This window comes from Streptomyces sp. XH2 (assembly GCF_049725035.1).
Classification (GTDB): domain Bacteria; phylum Actinomycetota; class Actinomycetes; order Streptomycetales; family Streptomycetaceae; genus Streptomyces; species Streptomyces roseoverticillatus.
Genome location: NZ_JBMMMZ010000005.1, coordinates 273136 through 297386, shown reverse-complemented (window position 1 = coordinate 297386; position 24251 = coordinate 273136). Strand labels below are relative to the sequence as shown.

At 69.8% G+C, this 24251-nt stretch carries 14 protein-coding genes; 9 read left to right on the top strand and 5 right to left on the bottom strand.

The features are described from left to right. Positions 1-40: 40 nt before the first annotated feature. Together ACOTKD_RS12500 and ACOTKD_RS12495 are read right to left on the bottom strand one after the other, a co-directional pair. On the bottom strand, positions 41-196 hold the full coding sequence (locus tag ACOTKD_RS12500; RefSeq protein ID WP_424888973.1) for a hypothetical protein: 156 nt from the start codon (positions 194-196) through the stop codon (positions 41-43). A gap of 164 nt (positions 197-360) precedes the next feature. Continuing rightward, complete coding sequence (locus ACOTKD_RS12495) at positions 361-783, bottom strand: hypothetical protein (protein ID WP_424888972.1); 423 nt, start codon at positions 781-783, stop codon at positions 361-363. A 183-nt stretch (positions 784-966) separates the two neighbouring features. Here ACOTKD_RS12495 and ACOTKD_RS12490 point away from each other — a divergent pair, with 183 nt between their 5' ends. After that, positions 967-2172 (top strand): ATP-grasp domain-containing protein, encoded by a 1206-nt coding sequence (locus tag ACOTKD_RS12490; RefSeq protein ID WP_424888971.1) that lies wholly within the window; start codon positions 967-969, stop codon positions 2170-2172. After that, positions 2169-3869, top strand: coding sequence for an IucA/IucC family protein (locus ACOTKD_RS12485; protein ID WP_424888970.1), 1701 nt, complete (start codon positions 2169-2171; stop codon positions 3867-3869). The genes ACOTKD_RS12490 and ACOTKD_RS12485 overlap by 4 nt, the downstream gene beginning before the upstream one ends. A gap of 405 nt (positions 3870-4274) precedes the next feature. Here ACOTKD_RS12485 and ACOTKD_RS12480 read toward each other — a convergent pair whose 3' ends face one another. Beyond that, complete coding sequence (locus ACOTKD_RS12480) at positions 4275-4997, bottom strand: TetR-like C-terminal domain-containing protein (protein ID WP_424888969.1); 723 nt, start codon at positions 4995-4997, stop codon at positions 4275-4277. A gap of 97 nt (positions 4998-5094) precedes the next feature. Here ACOTKD_RS12480 and ACOTKD_RS12475 point away from each other — a divergent pair, with 97 nt between their 5' ends. Then, positions 5095-6045, top strand: coding sequence for an NAD-dependent epimerase/dehydratase family protein (locus ACOTKD_RS12475; protein WP_424888968.1), 951 nt, complete (start codon positions 5095-5097; stop codon positions 6043-6045). Positions 6046-6112: 67 nt separating this feature from the next. Here the strand turns inward: ACOTKD_RS12475 and ACOTKD_RS12470 are convergent, their stop codons facing one another. After that, positions 6113-6403, bottom strand: a complete 291-nt coding sequence (locus ACOTKD_RS12470; protein ID WP_424888967.1) for a hypothetical protein — start codon at positions 6401-6403, stop codon at positions 6113-6115. A gap of 634 nt (positions 6404-7037) precedes the next feature. On the opposite strand from ACOTKD_RS12470, the gene ACOTKD_RS12465 reads away from it, so the two are divergent. After that, entirely contained in the window at positions 7038-7892 is an 855-nt protein-coding gene (locus tag ACOTKD_RS12465) for an arabinan endo-1,5-alpha-L-arabinosidase (RefSeq protein ID WP_424888966.1), read from the top strand. Positions 7893-8053: 161 nt separating this feature from the next. On the opposite strand, the gene ACOTKD_RS12460 is transcribed toward ACOTKD_RS12465, so the two are convergent. After that, positions 8054-9676: an ATP-binding cassette domain-containing protein gene (locus ACOTKD_RS12460; RefSeq protein ID WP_424888965.1), complete on the bottom strand. Its 1623-nt coding sequence runs from the start codon at positions 9674-9676 to the stop codon at positions 8054-8056. 1144 nt (positions 9677-10820) lie between these two features. Here ACOTKD_RS12460 and ACOTKD_RS12455 point away from each other — a divergent pair. Genes ACOTKD_RS12455 through ACOTKD_RS12435 form a run of 5 tightly spaced genes read left to right on the top strand, consistent with a single transcriptional unit; the run spans position 10821 to position 24138 of the window. Then, on the top strand, positions 10821-17456 hold the full coding sequence (locus ACOTKD_RS12455) for an amino acid adenylation domain-containing protein (protein ID WP_424888964.1): 6636 nt from the start codon (positions 10821-10823) through the stop codon (positions 17454-17456). Between the two features lie 44 nt (positions 17457-17500). Further along, positions 17501-18733 carry a phosphopantetheine-binding protein gene (locus ACOTKD_RS12450; protein ID WP_424888963.1) on the top strand — a complete coding sequence of 411 codons (1233 nt, stop codon included), beginning with the start codon at positions 17501-17503 and terminating at the stop codon, positions 18731-18733. 35 nt (positions 18734-18768) lie between these two features. Continuing rightward, a complete protein-coding gene (locus ACOTKD_RS12445; RefSeq protein WP_424888962.1) occupies positions 18769-19902 on the top strand; it encodes an acyl-CoA dehydrogenase family protein in 1134 nt (377 codons plus the stop codon). Further along, positions 19895-20812: a hypothetical protein gene (locus tag ACOTKD_RS12440; RefSeq protein ID WP_424888961.1), complete on the top strand. Its 918-nt coding sequence runs from the start codon at positions 19895-19897 to the stop codon at positions 20810-20812. Before ACOTKD_RS12445 ends, ACOTKD_RS12440 begins: the two co-directional genes overlap by 8 nt. After that, the gene (locus tag ACOTKD_RS12435; RefSeq protein ID WP_424888960.1) at positions 20809-24138 is read left to right on the top strand and encodes an amino acid adenylation domain-containing protein; all 3330 of its coding nucleotides are present in this window, start codon (positions 20809-20811) and stop codon (positions 24136-24138) included. The genes ACOTKD_RS12440 and ACOTKD_RS12435 overlap by 4 nt, the downstream gene beginning before the upstream one ends. The last annotated feature ends 113 nt before the right edge of the window (positions 24139-24251 follow it).

Genomic DNA, 24251 nt, shown 5'->3' with positions numbered 1-24251 from the left:
ACCACCGGGTAGATCGGACCAGACATACGTCAGGATGAGGTCATGTGATCTCCCAACGCTGGGCGGCGAGGAAGGCGGCCACGGCACGTTCGATGCGATGCACGTTGGTCCCGGTGGCCGGGAGGACACTGAGATGGTCGCAGTCGAAGCGGTAGAGAGGATACTCCTCGCCGGCCTTGCGATGTCCGCTGATCACCAAACGGTGCCGTATTGACCGTTCGCCGGAGTCGACGCCTTGGCGGGCGACGCGGACGCCAACCCGCTTGCCCTGCAACCGCTTCCGCTGGTGGGGGACGTCAGAGGCCCCTCGTCAGGACAGAGCGTGCTCCCTCCGGGAAGGCGGGAATGCGGGAAGGCGTCTCAGGGGCGGACCAGCAGGCCCACCGTGCCGAACGCGTGCGACGCCCCGTACTGCTCGTCGCCTCGGAAGGTGGCGACGTAGCCGTTGGTCAGAGTGCCGGCGCTCGCCGTGCCCAGGCGGAGGGGTCCGATGCACGCGGCTTCGCCATCGCCGCCGGTGACGGCGCGGCAGATCTCGCTGCCGTCGGGGGTTGTGAACTCCACACGCTTACCCCTGAGCGGCTTGCCGGTCTCGGCGTCGTACAGAAAGGCCCTCGCGCCGATGGAGGGCGGGAAGAGGTTGGCGTTCGCGTTCTGGGTGGACAGGCGCGTCGCATGCGGTTCGCGGGAGCCGTGCTCCCCGTGGGCCGAGGCGGCTTGCGTGCAGGACAGGACCGTGGCGGCGGCGAGGACCGCGGCGCCGAACCAGGACCGTACGGACATGGGGTCTCCTTGAAAGGCGGGTTCCGGAGCTGAATGATCTGCTCCTCATACTGTGCGCCTAACGGTGCGATGCGGCGGAGGTTACGGGGCGAAGGGGCCGGGTCGGCGCGAAGGGTGCGTCAGGCCAACTACTCCACCACGTAGAGGGATTGACGTGACCGGTGCCAGTCCTACAGTTCCCTCGTGCTGTATTTGCTGGCGCTGCCCCCGACCGACTCCGTCACCGAGGGGTACCTCCCCGCCGCCGCCCGGCTGGGGCTCGACGTCACGCTGCTCACCGACGCGCCCGAAGCGCACCGACGGGCTTACGAGGGGCGCGGCGGGGACGCGTGGCCCCGGATCGACATCGTCCCCTGTGAGGTTCGCGACTTCCGGGAGGTGATCGCCCGCATCGCGGCGCTCGACCGCCGGCCGGAGGCCGTGTTCACCAACAGTGACCACCTCCAGGTGCAAGCGGCGCTCGCCGCCGACTGGTTCGGCCTGCCGGGCAAGGGCTGGCGGGCCGCGCTGCTCACCAAGAACAAGGCGCAGATGCGGCGGGCCCTCGCCGAGGCGGGGCTGGAGACCGTATGGAGCGCGGAGTTGACCCGGCCCGGGGACGCGGAGGACGTCCGGCCGCCCTTCCCTTGTGTGGTCAAACCCCGCGAAGGGGTGGCCAGTGAGGACGCCGAGCTGGTCGAGGACCGGGCGGAACTGCTCCGCCACTGCCGGGACGTGTGGTCCCGGCGGCCCGGCCTGCCCTTGGTCGTCGAGGATTACCTGCGGGGGCCGCTGCGCACCCTGGAGACCCTGGGGGACGGACGCGTCCTGCACGTCCTCGGTTCCTTCCATGAAGTGGGTGTCGTGCCACCGCACTTCGTCCTGCAACGCGCCGATCTGGTGCCCGCGCCGCCCCGGACGCACGTGAAGCAGGTCGTCGCACGGCTCGAGGCCCTCGGCGTCGGGTTCGGCGCCTGCCACACCGAGTTCGTGATCCAGGGCGAGCGGGTCCGCGTGATCGAAGTCAACTACCGCTCCGCCGGCGACCAGTCCGACCTCGGTCTCGCCGAGGCGCTCGGCATCCCCTTGTTCGAGCACATCCTCGGCACCCACCTCGGCCACCCGCTCCCGGCCGACCTCGGCGCGCGGAGAGCGGGAGGGCTGCTCCGTATCGAGACCGTGCACGCCGAGCGCGCCGGAGCCCTCACGTCCGCACCGGGGCCCGTGGAGTGGGACCGGGACGGGGTGCGGCTGGTCTACCGGCCGCAGCGCAAGATCGGCGAGGAGCACCCCCTTCACCACTCCGACCGCGACCACCTCGGCGTCATACGGGCCACCGGACCCGACCAGGACCGGATCGGACGTGTCGTGGCAGCGTTCCTCGCCGCCCACCGCTGGGAGATCGTGTGACGGCGGAGGAGGACGAGATCCTCGCCCGGGCCCTCGGCGCCCTGCTGCGGGAAGACCCGTATGGCCTGCGCCCCGGGGCGGTCGTCGAGCGACGGCCCGACGGCGACTGGCTCGTCCTTCCCGAGGCGGACGTCCCCGTACGCCCCGACGGCTTCCAGTGCGAGATCCGGGTTCGCCCGGTCCCCGGCCTCGGCGCCGTACTCGACCGGCTGCGCGAGGCCGTGGCCGAGCGGGATCTGCCGGGTTTCGACGCCTTCCGCGCCGAATGCGACCAGGCCGTGGCCACGGCCCGGTTGCAGTGGCGGGAGCGGTCGCGCGTGGTCGCGAGACTGGCCGAGGAGCACGGGCCCGCGGAAGAGTGGACGGGGGTACGGGGTTCCCTCGCATTCGAGGCGCTGGCCGCCTTCCGGGACCATCCGGTCTACCCCACCGGTCGGGTACGCAACGGTCTCGGCGAACGTCAACTCCTCGCATACGCACCGGAATTCCGGCCAGTATTCGGCCTGCGCTGGCTCGTTCTGCCGCGTGACGCGCTGGCTCTCGGACGGCGGGCCCGGCTTCCGCGCTGGTGGCCGACCCCCGCCTCCCTCGACCCGGCCCGGTCCGGCGACGGGTACCTGGCGCTGCCCGTCCACCCGCTCACCGCCGAGGGCCCCCTCGCCGAGGCCGTCACCGCCGCCGGCCTCGGCGGCCGCGCGCGGCTCGCCGAGACGACGTGGCCGGCCGTGGTCCCCACGCTGTCCATGCGGACCGTCGCCGTTGCCGACGACCCCGGCGTCCACATCAAACTTCCCCTGGCCACGTCCACCTTGGGACGACTCAACCGGCGCACCATCAAACCCGGTGTCCTGCCCAACGGCGAGTGCGGGCAGCGACTGGTGGCGGAGATCGCGGCCCGCGAGCCCCGCTTCGCCGACGCCGTGCTGCTCACCGACGAACGCACCCACCTCGGCGCGGGCCACGAACTGCTCGCAGCGCTCGTCCGCCGCTACCCGTCCGGGCTCGGCGACGCCCATGTGGTGCCGGTCGCCGCCCTGCTGGCCACCTGCCCCGACGGCCGTCCCGTCGTCGACGTGCTCGCCGAATGCCACTACGGGGGCTCGGTGGCCGCGCTGCTCGACGCCTATTTCCGGCTGCTGCTGGACTGGCACACCACCCTCTTCTCCTATGGCATCGCGCTGGAATCGCACCAGCAGAACACCTCGATCGTCCTCGACGGCCACGGCGGCCTCCCCCGGATGCGGCTGCTGCTCAAAGACAACGACGGGCCACGCGTGCACCCTGCGCGCCTTGCCGCACGGATCGGCGAGGCGGCAGCCGCCGGCCTGCTGGGCTTCACCGACCCCCGAGTCCTCGTCACCGACGACGGCCCGCCGGCCGACCTGTTCACGACCGTGACCGTTCACCTGTGCGCGGCTGCCCTTGCCTTCGAACTGGCCGAACGCGGCCGGGGCCCGTTGGACACCTGGCTGGGGCTCCTCCGGGACCGGCTCACCGAAGCCGTCGACCGGCTTCCCGCGGGACCGGCCGCGGTGCTGCGCGCCCGGGTGCTCGAGGCACCCCGGCTGCCGATCAAGGCGATGGTCACCGCCGGAACGCTGTTCAGCAAGGACCGCTCGGGCGCTGTGGACATCAACAAGTACTACGTCGACGGGCCCAACTACCTGCTCCCCATCGATTCAGGGCGGCCGGCATGACCACCGCCCCCGGCCCGCCGGTGCACGCCGGCGACATCGTCAGCCACACCCTGCTCAACTGCCTGCTCCACGAGGTCTCCGGGCCCGTGCGCCCGTGCGGGGAGTGAGCCCGTCATGGGGACAGACTCTCTGGTGGAGCTCACCATGGATGCGGGCGAGGACGCCGCGCTCGCGCCAGTGTTGACAGAACCGGATTCGGGGGAGGGGGGCGGTGCTGGTCATCGGCCAGCCGCCGGCCGACAGCCCCCAGCCGTCCTCGTCGGTCGGGGTGCGCCAGGAGGGGGGGTGACGACCGTCATGGCGTCGCCCCACAGATCGCTGATACGTCCCCGCCTGTGGACATGAGTCACGGAACGTGGCCTTCGCCGGCCCGCTGCATGCGACCGGTGTCGGGGCGGAGATGGATCAGGAGAGGCGAAAGGCGCCGGCCAGCGTGTTCATCTGGGCCCTCAGGAGTGTTCGGGCGTGGTGGCCCATGCCCGTGTACTGGCCGGACACTTCCAGGTGCACGATGCCGTGCAGATGGGACCAGGCGAGCACTGGGCCGGCAAGGGCGCAGCCCGCGTTCGGGTCGCCGGGGGTGAGGCCGGCGTATTCGCGCAGCCAGTCGGCGGCCGTTTCGTCCTGGCGTAGCCAGACGGTCATTTCGTCGACGACCGACTGGACGGCATCGGTGGGCCGGCCGGTGGCGAACACCTTCACGAAGGGGCCCATGCCGGCACGGGCGCGGCGCACCGTGTCGGGTGGGGCGGCGTAGCCGGGGACCGGGTTGCCCTGGATCAGCAGGTAACGGTGGGGTTCGGCAGTGGCCCAGTCCAGGCAGGCATCGGCCAGGCGGTGCAGAGCGGCGGTGGGACTGTCGGGCAGGTCGGCGGCCGCGTGCCGGATCGCGCCGGTGATGTCGTCAGGGCCGGGCCGGACAGCCCGATCTCCTTGGCGATGCGTGTGAGGGCCACGGCGGAGCCTCCGCCCTCGGCCAGCTGTGCCAGGGCGATCTCCTTGATCTGGGCGCGGGTCTGCTCCCGGTGGCGATCCCGGGGGCCGGATGCTGCGGCGGCCACGACGTTCCTCCTGCGCTGTTCGGCGTCCCGGGTCCGGAGCACTCCGTAGGCCTTGCCCGGACCGCACCCGAGAGAGTTATAGTCTCTAACAGACGTGATTCATCGTAACGAACGGGCCGTCTCGCGCGGATGACAGCCCGTCCGACGAACTGGAGGACATCCTCATGAACGCCGCAGATTTCCACGTCGTCCTGGGCGCGGGCCCCGCGGGCACCGCCGTGGCCACCGAACTCGCCCGCCGTGGCCACCGAGTCCGTCTCGTCGACCGCTCGGGCACCGGGGAGCCCATCGACGGAGTCGAGCGTCGCAGGGGCGATGTGAGCACCATCGAGGGAGCACTGACGGCGATCGAGGGCGCCGGTGTCGTCTACCACTGTGTGAATGTCGCCTATCACCTGCAGGTCGAGGTGATGCCCGGCATCCAGGACGCGATCCTCGGCGCCGTGGAGGCCACCGGGGCACGCCTCGTCGTCCTTGACACCCTCTACCCCTACGGCGAAACACACGGTCAGGTCATGACCGAGGACACCCCGTGGAACGCGACCGGTGCCAAGGGCAGGATGCGGGCCGCCCTCGACGAGAAGTACCTGGCCGCACACCGTGACGGCCGGGCCCGTGTCGTGCTCGGCCGCTCGGCGGACTTCGTCGGCCCCGGCGTGCTCAACTCCACCCTGGGCGGCGCCGTCTTCCCCGGCGCCCTGACCGGAACCGAGGTGCTGGGCCTGGGCGACATCGACCTGCCCCACAGCTACACCGACATCCGCAACGTCGCCGCCGGCCTGGCCACCCTGGGGGAACGTCCCGACGGCGACGGCCGCGTCTGGCACCTGCCCACCGCCCCCACCCGGACCACCCGCGAGATCTTCCAGCAGATCGAGCGGAAGGCCGGGCGGCCCCTGAAGATCACCATCATGAGCGAGCCGCGCCCCTACGGGCCGTTCGACGAGGTGTTCATGGACTCCTACGCCGAGCTGTTCTACCAGCACACCGAACCGCAGGTGATGGACTCCACGGCGATCCAGGAAACCTTCGGCACCAAGCCGATCGCCTTCGACACGACCCTGGACGACACCCTCGCCTGGTACCGCGCCTTCCTTGCCCGGACCCAGCACTGACCGAGACACCGGCCGCATCCAGGAGTTCGGGCAGATCCAGGGGCCCGGCATTCCGCTCGTCGATCCACTATCCGGCGCGCGTGACGGTGCGGGCCTTCATTCCCGGCTCGGCCCAGTGCGACTCGTTCCGAGAACCTTCGGAGACCAGCGCGGTGCAGGCGCTCACCAGCTGATGGCGCGAGCACTCGCCCCAGGCCGGGGCCTTGATGGGGCCGTCCAGCGGCGGCATCTGGAACCGCTGGGCCCACACGGCGGCAGCCTGCTGCTCCTCGACGCCTTTGGCGGCGAGCCGGCGGGCGAAGGCGGCGCGCTTGTCCGCCGGGCGGTTCGGCAGATCGTGATCCCACGCTGTGTCCACAGCGGTGGGCAATATTCCAGGACTTACGGACCGGCATGGACGAGTCTCCTTGGTGAGGGAGGGACAGGGACAGGGGTGAGTGGCGTGGGCGGGAACGCACCGGTGCCGGCCGCGGCGGCGGACCGCGCCGGGCAGGGCAATCCGGCGCCGGGCACCGGCGAGCACGGCGAGGCAGGCGACGGCCGGCCACGGCTGGGAGCAACGACGCGATACGGACCCCGCCCCGGCCGGGACCGGTCCAGCAGGACGGCACGATCATCGCGGAGGCACCCGGCTCTGCGCCCCGTGACATCCTCTGTGACCTGATCCGGTGAATTCCTGGCGCGAGCCCTGTCGGGGGTTGACGGTATGCGGTGTCCTACCGCGTGAGCAACAAGTTCCGGCCCGTCAGGGATTGGCCGTGTGGTTCTCGACGAACCGGGTGGTCATCCGGAGGACTGTGCTACGAAGCAGAGGAGCGGTGATCACCGTGTTCGGTACCGGGAGAGGTCGTCGCGTACGAGTGCTGGTCGCCGTCGCGGCGCTGGTCATGTCCTTGCTGGCCGCCGCGCGCCCGAGACCGGTCGCAGCCGCGGCGCCGGCCTGGCCCTTGCCAGGAGCGGTCAGCGGGGACACGACTGTGCACGACCCCTCCATGGTGAAGCTCGGAAGTCAGTACCTGGTCGCCTCCACGCACAACCAGGTCGAGCTCCGGGTATCCGACGACCGCGTCAACTTCAGGCGGCTCGGGCCTGCCTTCGGCACCGTCCCGGCCTGGTGGAGCCGGTTCAGCTCCTCCAATGACGTGTGGGCCCCGGACGTGTCGTTCCACAACGGCAAGTACTGGATGTACTACTCGGTGTCCAGTTTCGGTTCCAACAACTCCGGAATCGGACTCGCCACGAGCGCCACGGGTCAACCCGGCACCTGGGTGGACTCCGGAGGGCCCATCCTCACCTCCCCCTACCCGAACTACGACTTCAACGCCATCGACCCCAACCTGCTGGTCGACAAGAACGGCAAGTGGTGGCTTTCGTTCGGGTCGTTCAGACTCGGCATCTACATGATCGCCCTTGACCCCCGGACCGGAAAGCCGTCGACCACGGACACCCGGGTCCGTCACCTGGCACAACGGCTTCACGTCTGGCCCGACCCGGTCGAAGCGCCGTTCGTCTACTACAAGGACGGCTACTACTACCTGTTCGTGTCCTTCGACTACTGCTGTAAGGGCGTCAACAGCAACTACAGCATCCATGTCGGCCGCGCCACCGCACCCGACGGCCCCTACGTCGACCAGGCCGGGCTCAACATGATCGGGGACGGTGGGAGCCTTCTGCTCGGCACACACGACAGCTGGGTGATCGGCCCGGGTGGGCAGTCCGTCGTCCACGACGACGCGGACAATCACGACCTGCTGATCTACCACTACTACGACGGCCGCGACAACGGCACGCCCAAGCTGGGGATCAATTACCTCGGGTGGAACAACGGGTGGCCCTACGTGTACTAGCGGTGGCCTGACAAACCCCTCGAGAGACCTCGGAGGCACTCGGCAGCCGTAGCCGGCCGCAGCCGGCCCACCTCATCGGAAAGGCCGGACTGCTCTGGAGACCGGAGGGTGCGATGGACGCCGACACGTTCGCCGCGCTCGACCGGCGTCCCGGGACTTGGTCAGCGGGCCCGCTCGACCCTGCGCTCGTCCCAGACCGGCTCCGCCGTCTCTCGTACGACCCCGTCCGAGCCGAAGACCAGGTACCGGTCGAAGGACCGGGCGAACCACCGGTCGTGTGTGACGGCGAGGACCGTTCCCTCGTACGCCTCCAATCCCACCTGGAGGGCTTCCGCCGACTCCAGGTCGAGGTTGTCCGTCGGTTCGTCGAGCAGCAGCATCGTGGTGCCGGCGAGCTCCAGGAGCAGGATCTGGAAGCGGGCCTGCTGGCCGCCGGACAGCTTGTCGAAAGGCTGGTCGCCCTGCCGCTCCAGCTCGTACCGCCGCAGCACCGACATCGCTCCGCCCCGGTCCTTGGCGTGCTCCGTCCAGAGGATGTCGACGAGTGGCCGCCCGGCCAGCTCCGGGTGCGCGTGGGTCTGCGCGAAGTGCCCCGGCACGACTCGGGCGCCGAGCTTCCATGCCCCCGTGTGCGCGACGGACTCGTCGCCGGCGAGCAGCCGCAGGAAGTGCGACTTGCCGGAGCCGTTCGAGCCGAGGACGGCGACCCGCTCTCCGTAGAAGACCTCGAGAGAGAACGGCTTCATCAGGCCGGTCAGCTCAAGGTTCTCGCAGGTCACGGCCCGCACGCCGGTGCGTCCGCCGCGCAGCCGCATCCGGATGTCCTGCTCGCGCGGCGGCTCCGGCGGCGGGCCCGCCTCCTCGAACTTCCTCAGCCGGGTCTGCGCCGCGTGGTAACGCGAGGCCATGACATCGCTGCGGGCGGCGTACTGCTGCATGTCCAGGACGAGCCTCTTCAGCTGGGCGTGCTTCTCGTCCCAGCGCCGCTTCAGCTCCTCGAAGCGCGCGAAGCGCTCTCGCCGCGCCTCATGGAAGGTGTCGAAGCCCCCACCATGCACCCACACCTCGGAACCGGCAGGGCTGGGCTCGACCGCGACGATCTTCTGGGCGGCCCGGGAGAGCAGCTCGCGGTCGTGAGAGATGAACAGCACGGTCTTCCGGGTCTCGGCCAGCTGCTCTTCCAGCCAGCGCTTGCCGGGCACGTCCAGGTAGTTGTCGGGCTCATCGAGCAACAACACCTCGTCGGGGCCGCGCAGCAGGGCCTCCAGTACCAGACGCTTCTGTTCACCGCCGCTGAGCGTTCGCACCTCACGCCACTGTGCCTTCTCGTAGGGCGTGCCGAGCGCGGCGGTGGTGCACATGTCCCAGAGGGTCTCGGCCTCGTATCCTCGTACCTCGGCCCAGTCGCTGAGGGCTTGCGCGTACTTGAGCTGCGCGGCCTCGTCGTCGACCGTCATGATCAGGTGCTCGGCCTCGTCGACCGCTTTCGCCGCCTCCCGGATCCGCGGCTGGGCCACGGACGCCAGCAAGTCCCGTACGGTCCTCTCGTCCCGCACCGAACCGACGAACTGCGGCATCACACCCACACCACCGCCGGTCGTCACGGTGCCCGCGTGTGCCTTGAGCTCCCCTGAGATCAGGCGCAACAACGTCGTCTTACCTGCACCGTTCGCACCGACGAGCGCCACAACAGCGCCTTCGCCCACCCGGAACGACGCGTCCCCGAGCAGGACCCGCCCGTCCGGCAGGTAGTACTCCAGGTGCGCAGCCTCCACATGTCCCATGCGGCAGGATTCTCCTTCCTACGATCATGATCGGCAACGTATTTCACGACACTGGGGTTTTCTCGGCGGCGATCACTTCCGAACCCGCCTGCGGAGGAGGATCCGGGGGGAGGGTGGCGGTCGACGCTCGCGTCATGACGATCACCTGTGAGTGACGGGGCGGCTTCGACGACGCCGCGGTCAATGCGCTGCGCACCGAGGGCTTCAACCATCCGACGCCGGACGTCGATCGGCTGACCCGGTGCAACGCCACCGTGGCCGGTCCGGCCTGTACTCCAGTCGCACCTCTTGATCTGACGGGTCGCCGGAACGCTGGTTCCGGCCGAGGCCGGTGAGGCTCGTTCGGCCGTGGCGGCACCCTGTTCCATCGCCTTCTATGATTTGGGTGTTTTTGATCTGTTTGACGCCCCGGACGCTCCAGGAGCTTGATCAAGCTCCAACCGTGCAGATGCCATGATCGCCCGATAAAAACGTTGACAGGAGATCATCTCGGAACTTAACGTCAGTGACGCGCTGCACAGCCGAGGGGGGGCGAGGGGCGGGGGTTTCCAAATCTTCGCTCCGTTCAACGGGGTATTGAGACTGAGAATTCAGGTCTTCTGTCAGAAGTAATCACTGCGCGAAAATAAAGATCCGCGCTCGTCGGCAAGGGCAGTTGTGCGGCCTTGCGTCTTCCGATGGGTCCGGTTCGGCGGGGGAGCAGCAGCGCGGCGACCGGCGAGGCGGGGAAGTGCTGTCAGCGACCCGGCCACGAGTGGCGCGCGTGCACCGCGTCGAGGCCCGCTTTCCCGATTCCCTCCAAGCTGTCCGGATTCCCGGGCCTGGCGCATAGTGGTGCCAGGCACAGGCACAGGCACAGGCATAGACATAGGCACGGGTACGCGCGGCGATCGCTGAACTGGCCCCGAGTCAATGTCGGCCGGCAAACCCACCGCGATGAGGCCAAAATGGTGCGGCCCGATCCGGCGGCCTCTGCGACCAGGGTAACGCGTCGCGGTTTTCGGTACCTACATCCACATCGCTGAATGAATGATGCGCCATCAGAGTCGAGCCTGAAATCGGACGGAAGGTCCCGGGAATGAATTCCTCTGCGCGGAAATCGGCATTCGCGTCGAGCGGCAGCGAATTGGCGACGCAACGCCAAGTGAACGACACGGATACCGCTTTCGATGAACAGCTCACCCTGCCGGGAGCGTTCACTCGCCGAGCCAAGGCCGACCCGGACGCGGTCGCGGTGGTCGGCGACGGTTTTTCGCTGAGCTACGCGGAACTGGACCGGCAGTCCGGTCTGCTCGCCGCCACGCTGCACGCGAACGGCGTCGGGCGTGACGACGTGGTCGGCATTCTGCTGGAGCGGTCTCCGGAAATGCTGGTGGCGATTCTGGCGGTGCTGAAGGCGGGCGGCGCCTACTTGCCGGTCGACCCGGCTTATCCGCAGGCGCGCAAGGAGTTCTTGCTCTCCGACAGCGGAGCACGGCTCGTGCTCACCGGCAAGCAGCACCTCGGGTCTGTGGCCGGGCAGTTCCGCCTGCTCGACGTCGGCGAGCCGGACTCGTTCGGCGCCGAGGAGTTCACCGCGGCCGGGGATTCCCGTGCCCTCGCCTATGTCATCTACACCTCGGGATCGACCGGTACACCGAAGGGCGTCCTGGTCGAGCACCGGTCGGTGGTCAACCGGCTCGCCTGGATGCAACGGGCCTATCCGATCGCCCCGGGCGACGTCATCCTGCAGAAGACGCCGATCTCGTTCGACGTTTCGGTGTGGGAGCTCTTCTGGTGGATGATCGAGGGGGCGACGGTCTGCCTCCTGGCGCCCGGCGCGGAGAAGGACCCGGAATCCCTCGTGGCGGCAGTCGAGCGACACGGCGTGTCCGTCCTGCACTTCGTCCCGTCCATGCTCGGGGCATTCGTCGACTTCGCGGAATCGGCCGGACAGGCCGGGCGGCTGGGCAGCCTGCGCCGGGTGTTCGCGAGCGGCGAGGCGCTGGGAGCGCACCAGGTGCACGCATTCCGCCGGGTGTTCGGCAGCCGTCCGGGCGGCCCGGTTTCGCTGGTCAACCTCTACGGTCCGACCGAGGCGACCGTCGACGTCTCCCACTACGACTGCACGGACATGGGCGACGTGGACCGCGTGCCGATCGGCGTGCCGATCGACAACACGCGGTTCTACGTCGTGGACGAGAACCTGAATGTTCAGCCGCCGGGAACCACCGGCGAACTGTGCGTCGCCGGCGTCCAGCTCGCCCGCGGATACCTGCACCGTCCGGCGCTGACCGCGGAGAAGTTCGTCGACCGGCCTTTCGATGGGGAAGAGCGGATCTACCGCACGGGCGATCTCGCCCGGCAGCTCCCCGGCGGGGAGTTCGAGTACCTGGGGCGGATCGACCACCAGGTGAAGATCCGTGGTTTCCGGATCGAACTGGGAGAGATCGAGCACTGTCTCCGCACGGCCGAGGCGGTGCGGGATGCCGTTGTCGTGGCTCGCGAGGAACCCCGGGGCGGTGCTTCGCTGTGCGGCTACGTGCGGCTCGCCCAGCCGTGCACCGAGGAGGAACTCCTTGAGCACGTCGCCCGGACCCTCCCGGCACACCTGGTCCCCGACCGGGTCGTGGAGGTGGCCGAGTTCCCGCTGCAGCCGAACGGCAAGCTCGACCGCGGAGCACTGCCGGTGCCGCCGGCGCGTGCGAACAGCGAGCACACCGCGCCGCGGAACCCGCGAGAAGCCACGCTGCAGGAGATCTGGAAGTTCGTGCTGGACGCTCCGGAAGCCGGCGTCCACGACAACTTCTTCGCTCTCGGCGGCAATTCCATCCACTTCATCACTGTGCTCGCCAAAGCCAACGCGGCCGGTATCCCGCTGACCTTCCAGCAGCTCTTCCAGCATCCGACGATCGCCGAACTCGCCGAGGTGGTCGGCGAGAGCGACGCCGGAAGTCCCGGGCCCGAGCCGGAACACCAGCCGTTCGCCCTGATCTCGGAAGAGGACCGGGCGGCACTGCCGGCCGACGCCGAGGATGCGTACCCGCTCGCGATGCTGCAAGCCGGGTTGATCTTCCAGAGCAAACTCGCCCGCGGATCGGCGCAGTACCACGACATCTTCAGCTACGACATCCAGGCGTCGTTCGACGCGGAGACCTTCGAACGGGCCGTGCGCGAACTGGTGCGGGACAACCCGATCTTCCGCACCAGCTACCAGCTGTCCGGCTTCAGCGAGGACATCCAGATCGTCCACCGGGAGGGGCCGCTGCCGCTCACCGTCGTCGATCTGCGCGAGTACGACGAGGCCGCACAGCGAGCGTGGCACGAGGAGTGGCTCGGCCGGGAACGCGCCCACAGCTTCGACTGGACCCGGCCCGGGCTGGTCCGCCTGCACGTCCACATCCTGGCCGACGACCGGTACCGGTACAGCATCAGCCTGCACGACTCCGCGGTGGACGGCTGGAGCATCACGCTCGTCCACACCAAGCTCTTCGAGACCTACTACCGGCTGCTGGCCGGCGAGGAAGCCGGTCCCGCGGACGCGGAGAACCACCTGCGGCACCACGTCGCGCTGGAGCGGGAGGCGCTCGCCTCACCGGTCAGCAAACAGTTCTGGCAGGACGTGCTCGCCCAGGGCGCCGCGGAGCCGCTCCCGCGATGGGATGCTCCCGCCGCGCAGGGCGAAGGCGTGCTCATGCATCCGGTGCCGCTGCCCGACGGGCTCTCCGACCAGGTGCGCGAACTGGCCTCGGCCTTGGCCGTGCCGGTCAAGAACGTCCTCATGGCCGTGCACGTCAAGGTGATCGCCGCGCTCACCGGCCAGGACGAGGTGCTGACCGGGTACGAACACAGCGGCCGGCCCGAACGGGAGGGCGCGGACCAGGCGATCGGGATGTTCCTCAACACCCTGCCGTTCCGCACCCGGGTCGCGGGCGGCACCTGGGCCGACCTGGTGCACCGGGTCCGGGACGCCGAGACCGGACTGCTGCCGCACCGGCGCTATCCGATGGCGCAGATGAAGTTCGACGCGAAGGCACCCAGCGGGCCGATGTTCGAGTCGATCTTCAATTTCACCCACTTCTACCCGATGAAGAAACTGAACGACCTGCCGGAATTCGCGCTGCTGGACATCCGCATCGAAACCGAGACGGAGTTTCCGCTGCGAGCGGAGTTCGCACAGGACTACGCCACTGACGACGTCGTGCTCGAACTGCACTACCACGCTGCGGAGTTCTCGACCGGATACATCGACCGGATCAGCGGCTACTACGTCCGCGCGATGCAGCTGATGGTCCAGGACCCGGCGGCGGAGCACCAGGTTTCGCTTCTGTCGGAGGCCGAACGGGACTTCCAGCTGCGGGAGCTGGCCGGTCCGGAACGCGACACGCCGGAGCAGTGCTTCCACCAGTTGTTCGAGGAGCAGGTCCGGGCGACGCCGGAGAGCGTGGCCCTCGTGCACCGCGGCGAGGAACTGAGCTATGCGGCGCTCAACCGGCGGGCGAACCGGGTCGCGCACGCGTTGCTGGAGAACGGATTGACGCCCGAGGAGGTCGTAGCGGTCGCCACGCCGCGGGACCTGGACTGGGCAGTGGCGGTCATCGGCGTGCTCAAGGCGGGCGGCGTCTACCTGCCGGTCGATCCGGGATATCCCGCCGAGCGCATCGCGACCATGGTGCGGCAGAGCGGGTGCCGGCAGGTGCTGACCACCGCGGACGCGGGGCGGTCCGTGCAGGAAGCGGTGGAGGAAACCGGAGCGTCGACCCTTCTCGTGGAGGCGGTTCCGGCCGGCGCCGAGCACGACCCGGAGACGGAGGTGAAGGGCGGGCACGCGGCCTACGTCTACTTCACTTCCGGTTCGACCGGGCTGCCGAAGGGCGCCGTGTGCGAGCACGCCGGCATGGTGAATCACCTCTTCGCCAAGATCGACGACATGGAAATCGACGAGCACAGTGTCGTTTTGCAGAGCGCTTCGCAATGTTTCGACATCTCGCTGTGGCAGCTCGTCGCCGCGCTGGTGGTCGGCGGCCGGACCGTGATCGCCGAGCAGGAGGCGGTGACCGACGTCGCCCTCTTCACCGAGCTCCTGCACCAGCAGCAGGTGTCCGTGCTCCAAGCGGTGCCCTCGTACCTCGATGTCCTGCTGGCGCACCTCGCCGCGCACCCCCGGCCGCTGGAGCGGCTGCGCCGGATCTCGGTGACCGGCGAGGCGGTGAAGAAGAGCCTGCTGGAGCGGTGGTTCGCCCGGTTCCCGGCAGTGCCCGTCGTCAATGCGTACGGCCTCACCGAGACCTCGGACGACTTCACCCACGAGGTGCTGCACGCCCCGCCGGTCACCGACCACGTGCCGGTGGGACGGCCGGTGCGCAACATGTCCGTCTACGTCCTCGGGGCGGACGGGCTTCCCGTCCCGCTCGGCAGCCGCGGCGAGATCGTGTGCTCCGGGGTCGGCACGGGACGCGGCTACATCAACGATCCCGGCCGCACCGAGCTGTCCTTCGCCGCCGACCCGCTGGCGCCGGGGAGACGGATCTACCGCACCGGGGACTTCGGCCGCTGGACGCCCAGCGGCACACTGGAATTCCTGGGCCGCAAGGACGCCCAGGTGAAGGTCCGCGGCATGCGCGTCGAGATCGGCGAGATCGAGGCGGCGCTGCTCGCCTTCCCGGGGCTTCGTGACGCAGCCGTGGTGGTCAGCCAGGGCGGCGATCAGGCGGGCAAACTGGTGGGCTTCCTCGTCGCGGACGAACCGCTGGACCCGGCCGGAGTGGCGGCGTTCCTCGGCCGGTCGCTGCCGGCGTACATGATCCCCACTCAGCTGGAGCAGCTCGCCGCGCTCCCCGTCACCGCGAACGGGAAGGTGGACACCGCGGCGCTCCGGCTGACCGCCGGCCGGCTCGGCTCCGACGCCCGCCCGGCATTCGCCGCTCCGGCTTCGGCCACCGAGAAGGCCCTCGCCGAGACATGGGAGGGCGTGCTCGGCCTGGAACCCGGCACGGTCGGCCGCGACGACCACTTCTTCGAGCTCGGCGGCCATTCCCTGACGGCGATGCGGGTGATGGTCCGGGTCTTCGAGCGGTTCCGGACCGACATCCCGCTGCGGACGCTGTTCGAATCGCCGACGGTGGCCGGTCTCGCGGAGGCGATCGAGCAGGCGATCGCCACCGAGGGGCCGGCCGCGGAAGGTGCCATCGCGCGGGCCGAGCGACCGGAGCGGATACCGCTGTCCTTCGCCCAGCAGCGCATGTGGTTCATGAACCAGCTGGTCCCCGGCAGTCCGTTCTTCAACATCGGCGAGAGCGTTCGCCTCACCGGTCGTCTCGACGTACCCACGTTGCAGACCGCGCTGGACGAAGTCGTTCAGCGGCACGAAGTGCTGCGCACCCGCTATCCGAGCGTGGACGGCGAACCGCATCAGGAAGTCGCCGAGACGGTTTCCGTTCCGCTGGAAACCATGCCCTGCCAGGACGAGCAGGGGGCCCGCGCCTTCATCGCCGAGCAGGTCGGCCGCCCGTTCGAGCTCGCCACGGGGCCGGTGCTGCGAGCCGGCCTCGTCCGGCTGGCCGATGACGACCACATCCTGTGGATCTGCGTCCATCACATCGCGTTCGACGGCTGGTCCATCCCGGTTCTGTTCCGGGAGATCTCCGCGATCTACACACAGCTCGCGAACGGACAGCGGGCGGGTCTCGACCCGTTGCCGGTGCAGTACGCGGATTTCGCCATCTGGCACCGGGACTGGTTCGACGGCGCGGTCCGCGACCGTCAGCTGGACTACTGGCGCAAGCAGCTGACCGGCGCCCCGCAGGCGCTGAGCCTGCCCGCTGACCTGCCGCGGCCGAAGCGGCTGAGCCAGTCCGGCGCGGCGCTGGAGCTGGAGCTCGGCCCGGAGGTCTCCGACGGCCTGCGGGAGCTGGCCCGCAGCGAGGGCTGCACGCCATACATGGTGCTGCTCTCGCTCTTCGGAATCCTGCTGAGCCGCAACGGATCCGGCGAGGACATCCCGGTGGCGACCCCGATCGCGGGCCGCACCCGGTACGAGACCGAGAAGATGATCGGCCTCTTCTTCAACACGCTGGTCCTGCGGCTCGACCTGTCCGGCGCGCCGACCTTCCGGGAAGTGCTGCGCCGGACCCGGAAGACCGCACTGGACGCCTACGAGCACCAGGACCTGCCGTTCGACCAGCTGGTGGAGGCCCTGCGCCCGGCACGGGACCTGAGCCGGAACCCATTGGCCCAGGTGATGTTCCAGCTGCTGAACACCGGGCGGGAGGACGACGACCTCGCGCTGCCGGGGGTGTCCGTCGCCGAGTTCGACGGTGTTCCCACGACCACGCACGTCGACCTGGAGTGGTACTTGCGAGAAGAACCCGACACCTTCGCCGGCACGATCGTCTACTCCACCGATCTCTTCGAACGGGAGACGATCGCCCGTCTGCTCGCCGAATACCGGCTGCTGGCGGCGGAGGCGGTGCGGGCACCGGACAGCGATCTCCACACCGTCGAGCCGGCTGACCCGGGTGCCGCGGCACAGCCGGGCGGAGCGCCGCCGCACGACGAAACGGCCGAGGGGATCAGGCGGATCTGGGCCGCTGTGCTGGAACGCGACGACATCTCGTTCGACGACGACTTCTTCGAACTGGGCGGCAAGTCATTGCTGGCCACCCGGCTCGTCGCGCGCATCAGCGCCGCCTTCGGGGTCGACCTGCCGCTGGACGAGCTGTTCGAACGGTCGACCATCGCCGGGCTCGCGGAGGCCGTGGCCGAGCTGCAGAAGGCCGGCGGAAAGGCCGCTCCGCAGTGAAGCCCGCCGCCCTGACACCCGACGACTCACGACAAGGAGGAGACATGCGCGACCGCGAGGGCACAGCCGACGAAGGACTCCTCGCTCGTCTCCGCGCCGGACTGTCCTACACGGGCACCACCGAGTACGGGAGCTGCATCCAGCAGGCGACCACCAACGTTCTGGAAGCGCAGGGGCTGCGGGGCGCCGCCGACCTGATCGGGACGAGCTGGGGCTTCGGCTACCAGGCGGGCGACGTCCGGCTGCGCGCCGGCGAGCGCTGGCTGCCCGCGGCGGCGCGGCTGTCCGGGCTGGACATCACCCGGCTGCGGCCCGGTTCCGCCGAGGCGGCGTCCGACCTCGAACAGGCCGCGCTGGCGGACGGGGTGCCGGCGGTGGTAGCCGTCGACTCGTACGACATCCCGTCGCCGTACCAGGGAACGACCCACCTGATGCACGCGCTGATCCTGGTCGGCGCCGACGCGGACACGGTCACGGTTCTCGACCCGATGAACCGGCCCGAACCGGCCCGCATGAACCGTGCCGCGTATCGGCATTCCCGCGGCAGTGCAGTGGTGGCGGGGTACGACCTGATCGTCTCGCGGGGCAGCGTGGACCGCCCGGTCTCCGCGGTCGACGCGGTCGGCGAACTGTACGCCGACGCGGTGGCCCGGCACGAAGCCGACCTGGACGAGTTCGACCGCTTCATCCGGGACGTCGAGGCCGGCCGGGTCGCGCCCGACGTGGCGGACGTGGCCGCGGAACGCACCTACGCGCATCGGCTGCTGGCGGCCGCCGGCCGGGAACGGCCGGAACTGAAGACGTCGGCGGCCGCCATGGACACCTTGGCGCGGCGCTGGTATTTCGCGCACACCATCGCCATGGAAGGCGGCGCCGGGGCATCGGGACGCATGCCCAAGATTCTCCGCGCACTGAGAGAACGGGAGATCCAAGTGCTGGACGAGTTCGCCGATACGGTGCGGGCGGCCGATCTTGCGCCCGCGGGCGCCGCCGAGGTGCCGCCGGGGCTGAGCGCATCGATCCGTTCCGTGCTCGAAAGCCAGACCTCGATCGCGGTCGAGGGGCTCGGGCCGGACGACAACCTGTGGTCCGCGGGACTCACCTCCCTCGAATCCGTCCGGGCGATGATGGCCATTGAGGACGAACTCCGGCTGGAATTCCCGCCGTCGCTGCTCAGCCGCGCCACCTTCGAGTCACTTTCCAGCATCGAGCGGGCGGTGGTCGCGGTGCTCACCGGATCCGCCGACGACGTGTCCAGCAACGGAGGAACCCGATGACCGGTTCGTCAGCAGTCCGGGCGGGACGGGACGAGATGCTCGCCGCCGCGGTCGAGACGGCTCGCACCACGCTCGCGGTCCACGCGGACGAGGTCGACAAGAACGCCGTGTTCCCCGCGGAGTCCATCGCGGCATTGGCGCACACCGGATTGCTGAGCGCCGCGCTGCCGCAGCGGTTCGGCGGAGCCGGCCTGAGCGCCGCGGACCTCGCCGAGGTCGGCCGGGCCCTGGGCCGTGGGTGCGGTTCGACCGCGATGATCTGGGCCATGCACCAGGTCCAGGTCGCCTGCGTCGCCAAGCATGCGACCGGCTCCACGACGCTGGAAGGACTGCTTGCCGTCCTGGCCGCCGGGGACGGGCTGATCGCCTCCGTCACCACCGAGCTCGGAGTCGGCGGCAACCTGCGGGAAAGCCGCACCGCCTGCGTCGCGCAGGGGGACCGGGTGAATGTCGTCAAGGAAACCCCCACGGTCTCCTACTCGCAGATGGCCGACGCCTTCCTCATCACCGCCCGCCGCCACCCGGATGCCGCCCCTGGCGAACAGGTGCTGGTTCTGGCCGGCAAGGACGACGCCACGCTGGAAAACGTCGGCGAATGGAACACCATGGGCATGCGCGGCACTCGCAGCCCGGGGTGCCGGATCACCATCGACGTGCCGGAGACCCAGGTGCTCCCGGTGCCGTTCGCCGAGATCGCGGCGCGGACCATGGTGCCGCTGTCCCACATCCTGTGGAGCGCGGTGTGGATCGGGATCGCCGAGGAAGCCGCCGGACGCGCCGTCCGGATGCTGCGCCGCAGCCGGCGCAACCAAGGACCGGATCGCGGCCCCGACCTGCGGATGGCCGCGATCGGGGAGCGGCTCGGCCTGCTCGACGGCCTGCTCAAGCTGGTCGCCGACGGATACGACCGGCTCGCGGCGGACCCTGCCGGCGAGCCCAGCGCCGATTTCGCTATCGAGATCAACAACCTCAAGCTGGCCGCATCGGTCGAAACGGTGAAGGTGACCGAGACCGCGCTGGAGATCTGCGGGATGGCCGGCTACCAGGAGCACACGAGCCTTTCGGTGTCCCGGATGCTTCGCGACCTGTACTCGGCCCGGCTGATGATCTCCAACAGCCGGCTGCTGGAAACCAATGCAACCTCGATGCTGATGAGGCGTTATGGCTGAGCTCTCCGCCCCTGTCGCGTTCGATCCGGCGCACCTCTCCCTCGACAGCTCCGTGCCGGGGCTGGCGCTTCTCGACGGGACGCACGAGGCGCTGATCGACGCCCTGCACGTGTCGATCGGCCGGTTCGCGGCCGCCGAGCCGGCGCACCGGATCGGGGTGCCGCAGGTGATCTCCCGGGCGCTGCTGGAGCGTCTCGGTTACGTGGAATCGTTCCCGCAGCTGCTCGGCACGGTCTTCACCTATGAAGGCGACGACCGGCAGTGGCGCGAGATCGTGCCGGCGCTGCGCCGCGGCGAGCCGTGGACGCAGCGGCACGCACTCGCCGACGTGGCGCTGCTTCCTGCGGTGTGCTACCACCTCTACCCGCAGCTCTCGGGCGCCGAACTGACCGGGCCCGCGGTCTTCGACCTGACCGGCCAGTGCTACCGCCACGAGCGCACCGCCGAACCGGGCCGGCTGCGTGCCTTCCGGATGCGCGAACTGATCCGCATCGACGCCCCGGACGCCACGGTGGCCTGGCGCGACGGCTGGACCGAACGGGCCCGCGACTGGCTCGGGTCGCTCGGCCTCACCGCGTCGATCGTGCCTGCCAGCGATCCGTTCTTCGGCTCGGCCGAGCGGCTGATGGGTTCCATGCAGCGTGCCGAGCAGCTGAAGTGGGAGCTGGTGGTGGAGGTCGCCGACGGGCTGTCCCAGGCGGTGGTGTCCTGCAACTACCACAAGGACCATTTCTCTGCGGAGTTCGGGTTCCGGATGAGCGGGGCCGAGGCGCACACCTCGTGCACCGCTTTCGGACTGGAGCGGATCGCGCTCGCGGTCCTGCACCGGCACGGTCACGACCGCCGGAACTGGCCTGCCGAGCTGGCCGGTGCAGCGGCGCCGGTGCCCGGGGCCGACGGCCGCCCGTGACCGCTCCCGCCGAGGATTGTGGAGATCCCATGTTCAAGGTCGTGAAGAACGCCGAGGCGGTCCACTCCCTGTGGCCGCAGGCAAAACCCGTGCCGGAGGGCTGGCAGGACACCGGCGTGCGGGGCAGCGAGCAGGACTGCCTCGCCGACATCGCCGCGCGCTGGGACGGACCGGCCGGCGCCGTGCCGCAGCACGGTCCGGCGACCTGCCTGCACGAGCGTTTCGAGGAGCGGGCGCGGGAGGACGGCGACGCGGTCGCCCTGGTCGACGGTTCGCGAACGGTCACCTACCGGGAGCTCAACCGTGCCGCCAACCGGCTGGCACACCGGCTGCGGAACTCCGGCGTGGGGCCGGAGAGCCTGGTCGGGGTGTGCGCGCGGCGCGGCGCCGAGCTCGTGGTCGCACTGCTGGCGGTCCTCAAGGCGGGCGGCGGCTACCTGCCGCTGGACCCGGACTATCCCGAGGAACGGCTGCGGTACATCGTCGAGGACGCGGACTGCCGGATCGTCGTCGGCCCCGAAGCGCTGCGCGGCACGGTCGAGGCACCCGAGTGGGTGGCGCTGGACGACGCGAGCCTCACCGCGCTGCCCGAGGACAACCTCGAGTCCGGGGTCGGTCCGGGCAACGTCGCCTACGTCATCTACACGTCCGGGTCGACCGGAGCGCCCAAGGGCGTGCTGGTCAGCCACGCCAACGTCACCCGGCTTTTCGAGGCGACAGAAGAAGAATTCGGCTTCTCCCGGGACGACGTCTGGACGCTCTTCCACTCGTTCGCTTTCGACTTCTCCGTATGGGAACTGTGGGGCGCTCTGCTCCACGGCGGACGGCTCGTCGTCGTCTCGTACCCGACCAGCCGGGATCCGGAGGCGTTTCTGCGCCTGCTGCGCAGCGAAGGCGTCACCGTGCTCAACCAGACACCCTCGGCGTTCCGGCAGTTGTCCCGCGCCGCGGAACGCGCGGGCTGGCCGGCGCTGGCCTTGCGTTGGGTGGTGTTCGGCGGCGAACGGCTCGAACTGGCCGGCCTCGGTGCCTGGTGGGCGCACTACGGCGACGTCTCGCCGCAGCTGGTCAACATGTACGGCATCACCGAGACCACCGTGCATGTGACGCTGCGTCCGCTCGCGAAGGCGGATCTGGACCGCACGGTCAGCCCGATCGGCCGCCCGTTGGCCGACCTGTCGCTCTACGTGCTGGATGAGAATCTGGACCCGGTGCCGCCGGGCGCCCGGGGAGAACTCTTCGTCGGCGGCGCCGGGGTGTCGCGCGGCTACCGGGGACGGCCGGAGCTGACCGCCCAGCGCTTCCTGCCCGATCCGTTCGGCCCGCCCGGTGCCCGGATGTACCGCACCGGGGATGTCGGCTCGGCGGCGGACGACGCCGAGTACCTCTTCCACGGCCGGGCCGACGACCAGGTCCAGCTGCATGGGTTCCGCATCGAGCCGGGGGAGGTCGAGGCAACCGTCCTCCGGCACGGCGAGGTGCGCGATTGCGCTGTCGCCGTCGTCGAACGCGCCGGCGGCGAGCCGGTGCTGGCCTGCTACTGGAGCCCGGCCCCGGACGCCCGGGTCACCTCGGCCGGACTCCGTGCCGCGGTTGCCGGTCAGCTGCCGGCGCACATGGTGCCGTCGGCGTTCGTCCGGCTGGACGCGTTGCCGATGACCGCCAACGGCAAGCTCGACACCGCGCGGTTGCCCGGACTCCAGGACGCCGAGCGGACCGGCGAAGAGGACTTGGCCGCACCGCGCACCGAAACCGAGCACGCGCTCGCTCTGGTGTGGCAGGAGGTGCTGGATCTCGACGTGGTCGGCGTGAACGACAATTTCTTCACGATCGGCGGCGATTCCATCACGGCGCTGCCGTTGGTGCAGAAGGCCGAAGAGGCGGGCGTGCCGTTCGCGATCGGAGACCTGTTCGCCTACCCGACCATCGCGGAACTCGCCGAACGGGTGGCGACCGGAGCCGGTGGCCCGGCCCCGGCTGCCGCCCGAGAAGAACCTGCTCTGTTGCCGGACAGCTACCTGAGCACCTTGCCGCCGGAGGTGGAAGCGGCGTATCCGGCATCGGCGCTCCAGGGCGGCATCATCCTGCACAGCATGATGAGCGGCGATTCCACCTTGTACCACGACCTCGGCAGCGTCCGGGTGCGCGGTCCGCTCGACCCCGGTGCGCTGGCCCGGACTTGGCGGCGGCTGACCGGCCGGCACGAACTCCTGCGCTCGGCTTTCGACCTGACCGGCCACCGGGTCCCGGTTTACCAGGTGCACCGCTCCGTGGACGTGCCGGTGGAGATCCTCGACGCGCACCACCAGGATCCCGCCGGGGCCGTACGTGATTGGTGGCGCACGCAATGGAAACGCGGCTTCGATCTCGCCGCGGCCCCGCTCGTGCGCTGCCACGTCCACGATTTCGGGGACGGCTCGTTCCGGCTCTCCGTCTCGGCGCACCACTCCATTCTCGACGGATGGAGCTTCTCCGTCCTGCTCAGCGAACTGCTCACGACCTACGACAACGAACTCGGCGGCACCCCGGCGGCGGACGCGCCCGCACTGCCCTTCCGGGAATTCGTCGCGCTGGAGCAGCAAGCGACTGCGTCGGAGCCTGCCAAGCAGTATTGGCAGCAGGTGCTCAAAGGCGCGGAGCCGCTTTCGTTCAGCCCGGCGGCCGCGACGGCTCCGGCCGGCGAACCGCTGCCCGACCCCGACGTCACGATCGTTCTGGAAAGCGGCCTCACCGACCGGATCGAGGAGCTCGCGGCCTCGGTCGGAACCTCGGTCAAGAGCGTCTACCTGGCGGCGCACCTGGCCGCGCTGCAGCGGCTCACCGGCCGCGAGGACGTGGTGACCGGCCTGGTCGCCAGCGGCCGTCCTGAGCGGGCCGACGCCCAGCACAGCATCGGGGTGTTCCTGAACAGCGTCCCCGTCCGGTCCGACCTGGCGGGGCAAACCTGGCGCACCCTGGTCCGGGAAGTCTCCGAGGCGGAGCGGGACCTGATGCCCCACCGGCGGTTCCCACTGGTCGAGATCCAGCGGGCGACCGGGCAGGAGCCGTTCGCGGTCCTGTTCAATTTCACCTCCATGCATGTCTTGGACCTGCAGGACCGGCTGTCCCGGATCGCGGCGTCCGATTGGTGGTTCTCCGACCACAACAATCTCGCGGTCAACGTCGAGGTCGACCGCGATCCGGAATCGGGCCGATGGCAACTGAGCGTCCGCGTCGACCGGCGGCGGGTCAGTCCGGACATCGCGGGCCGGCTGGCGGAACTGATGAACCAGGCGCTGGGGGAATGCGTCGACAGCCCGGATTCCCCGCTTTCCCGGGAGGGCTGACGGGGACCCCGGAAAGGCTCCCCGGAAGGGGATGCGGTCGTGAGGAACGGCCCGGCGGCCGGCGCGCCGCCGGAGCCCGGCCAGCTGTGTCGTTTTTTCGGGTGCAACCCGAG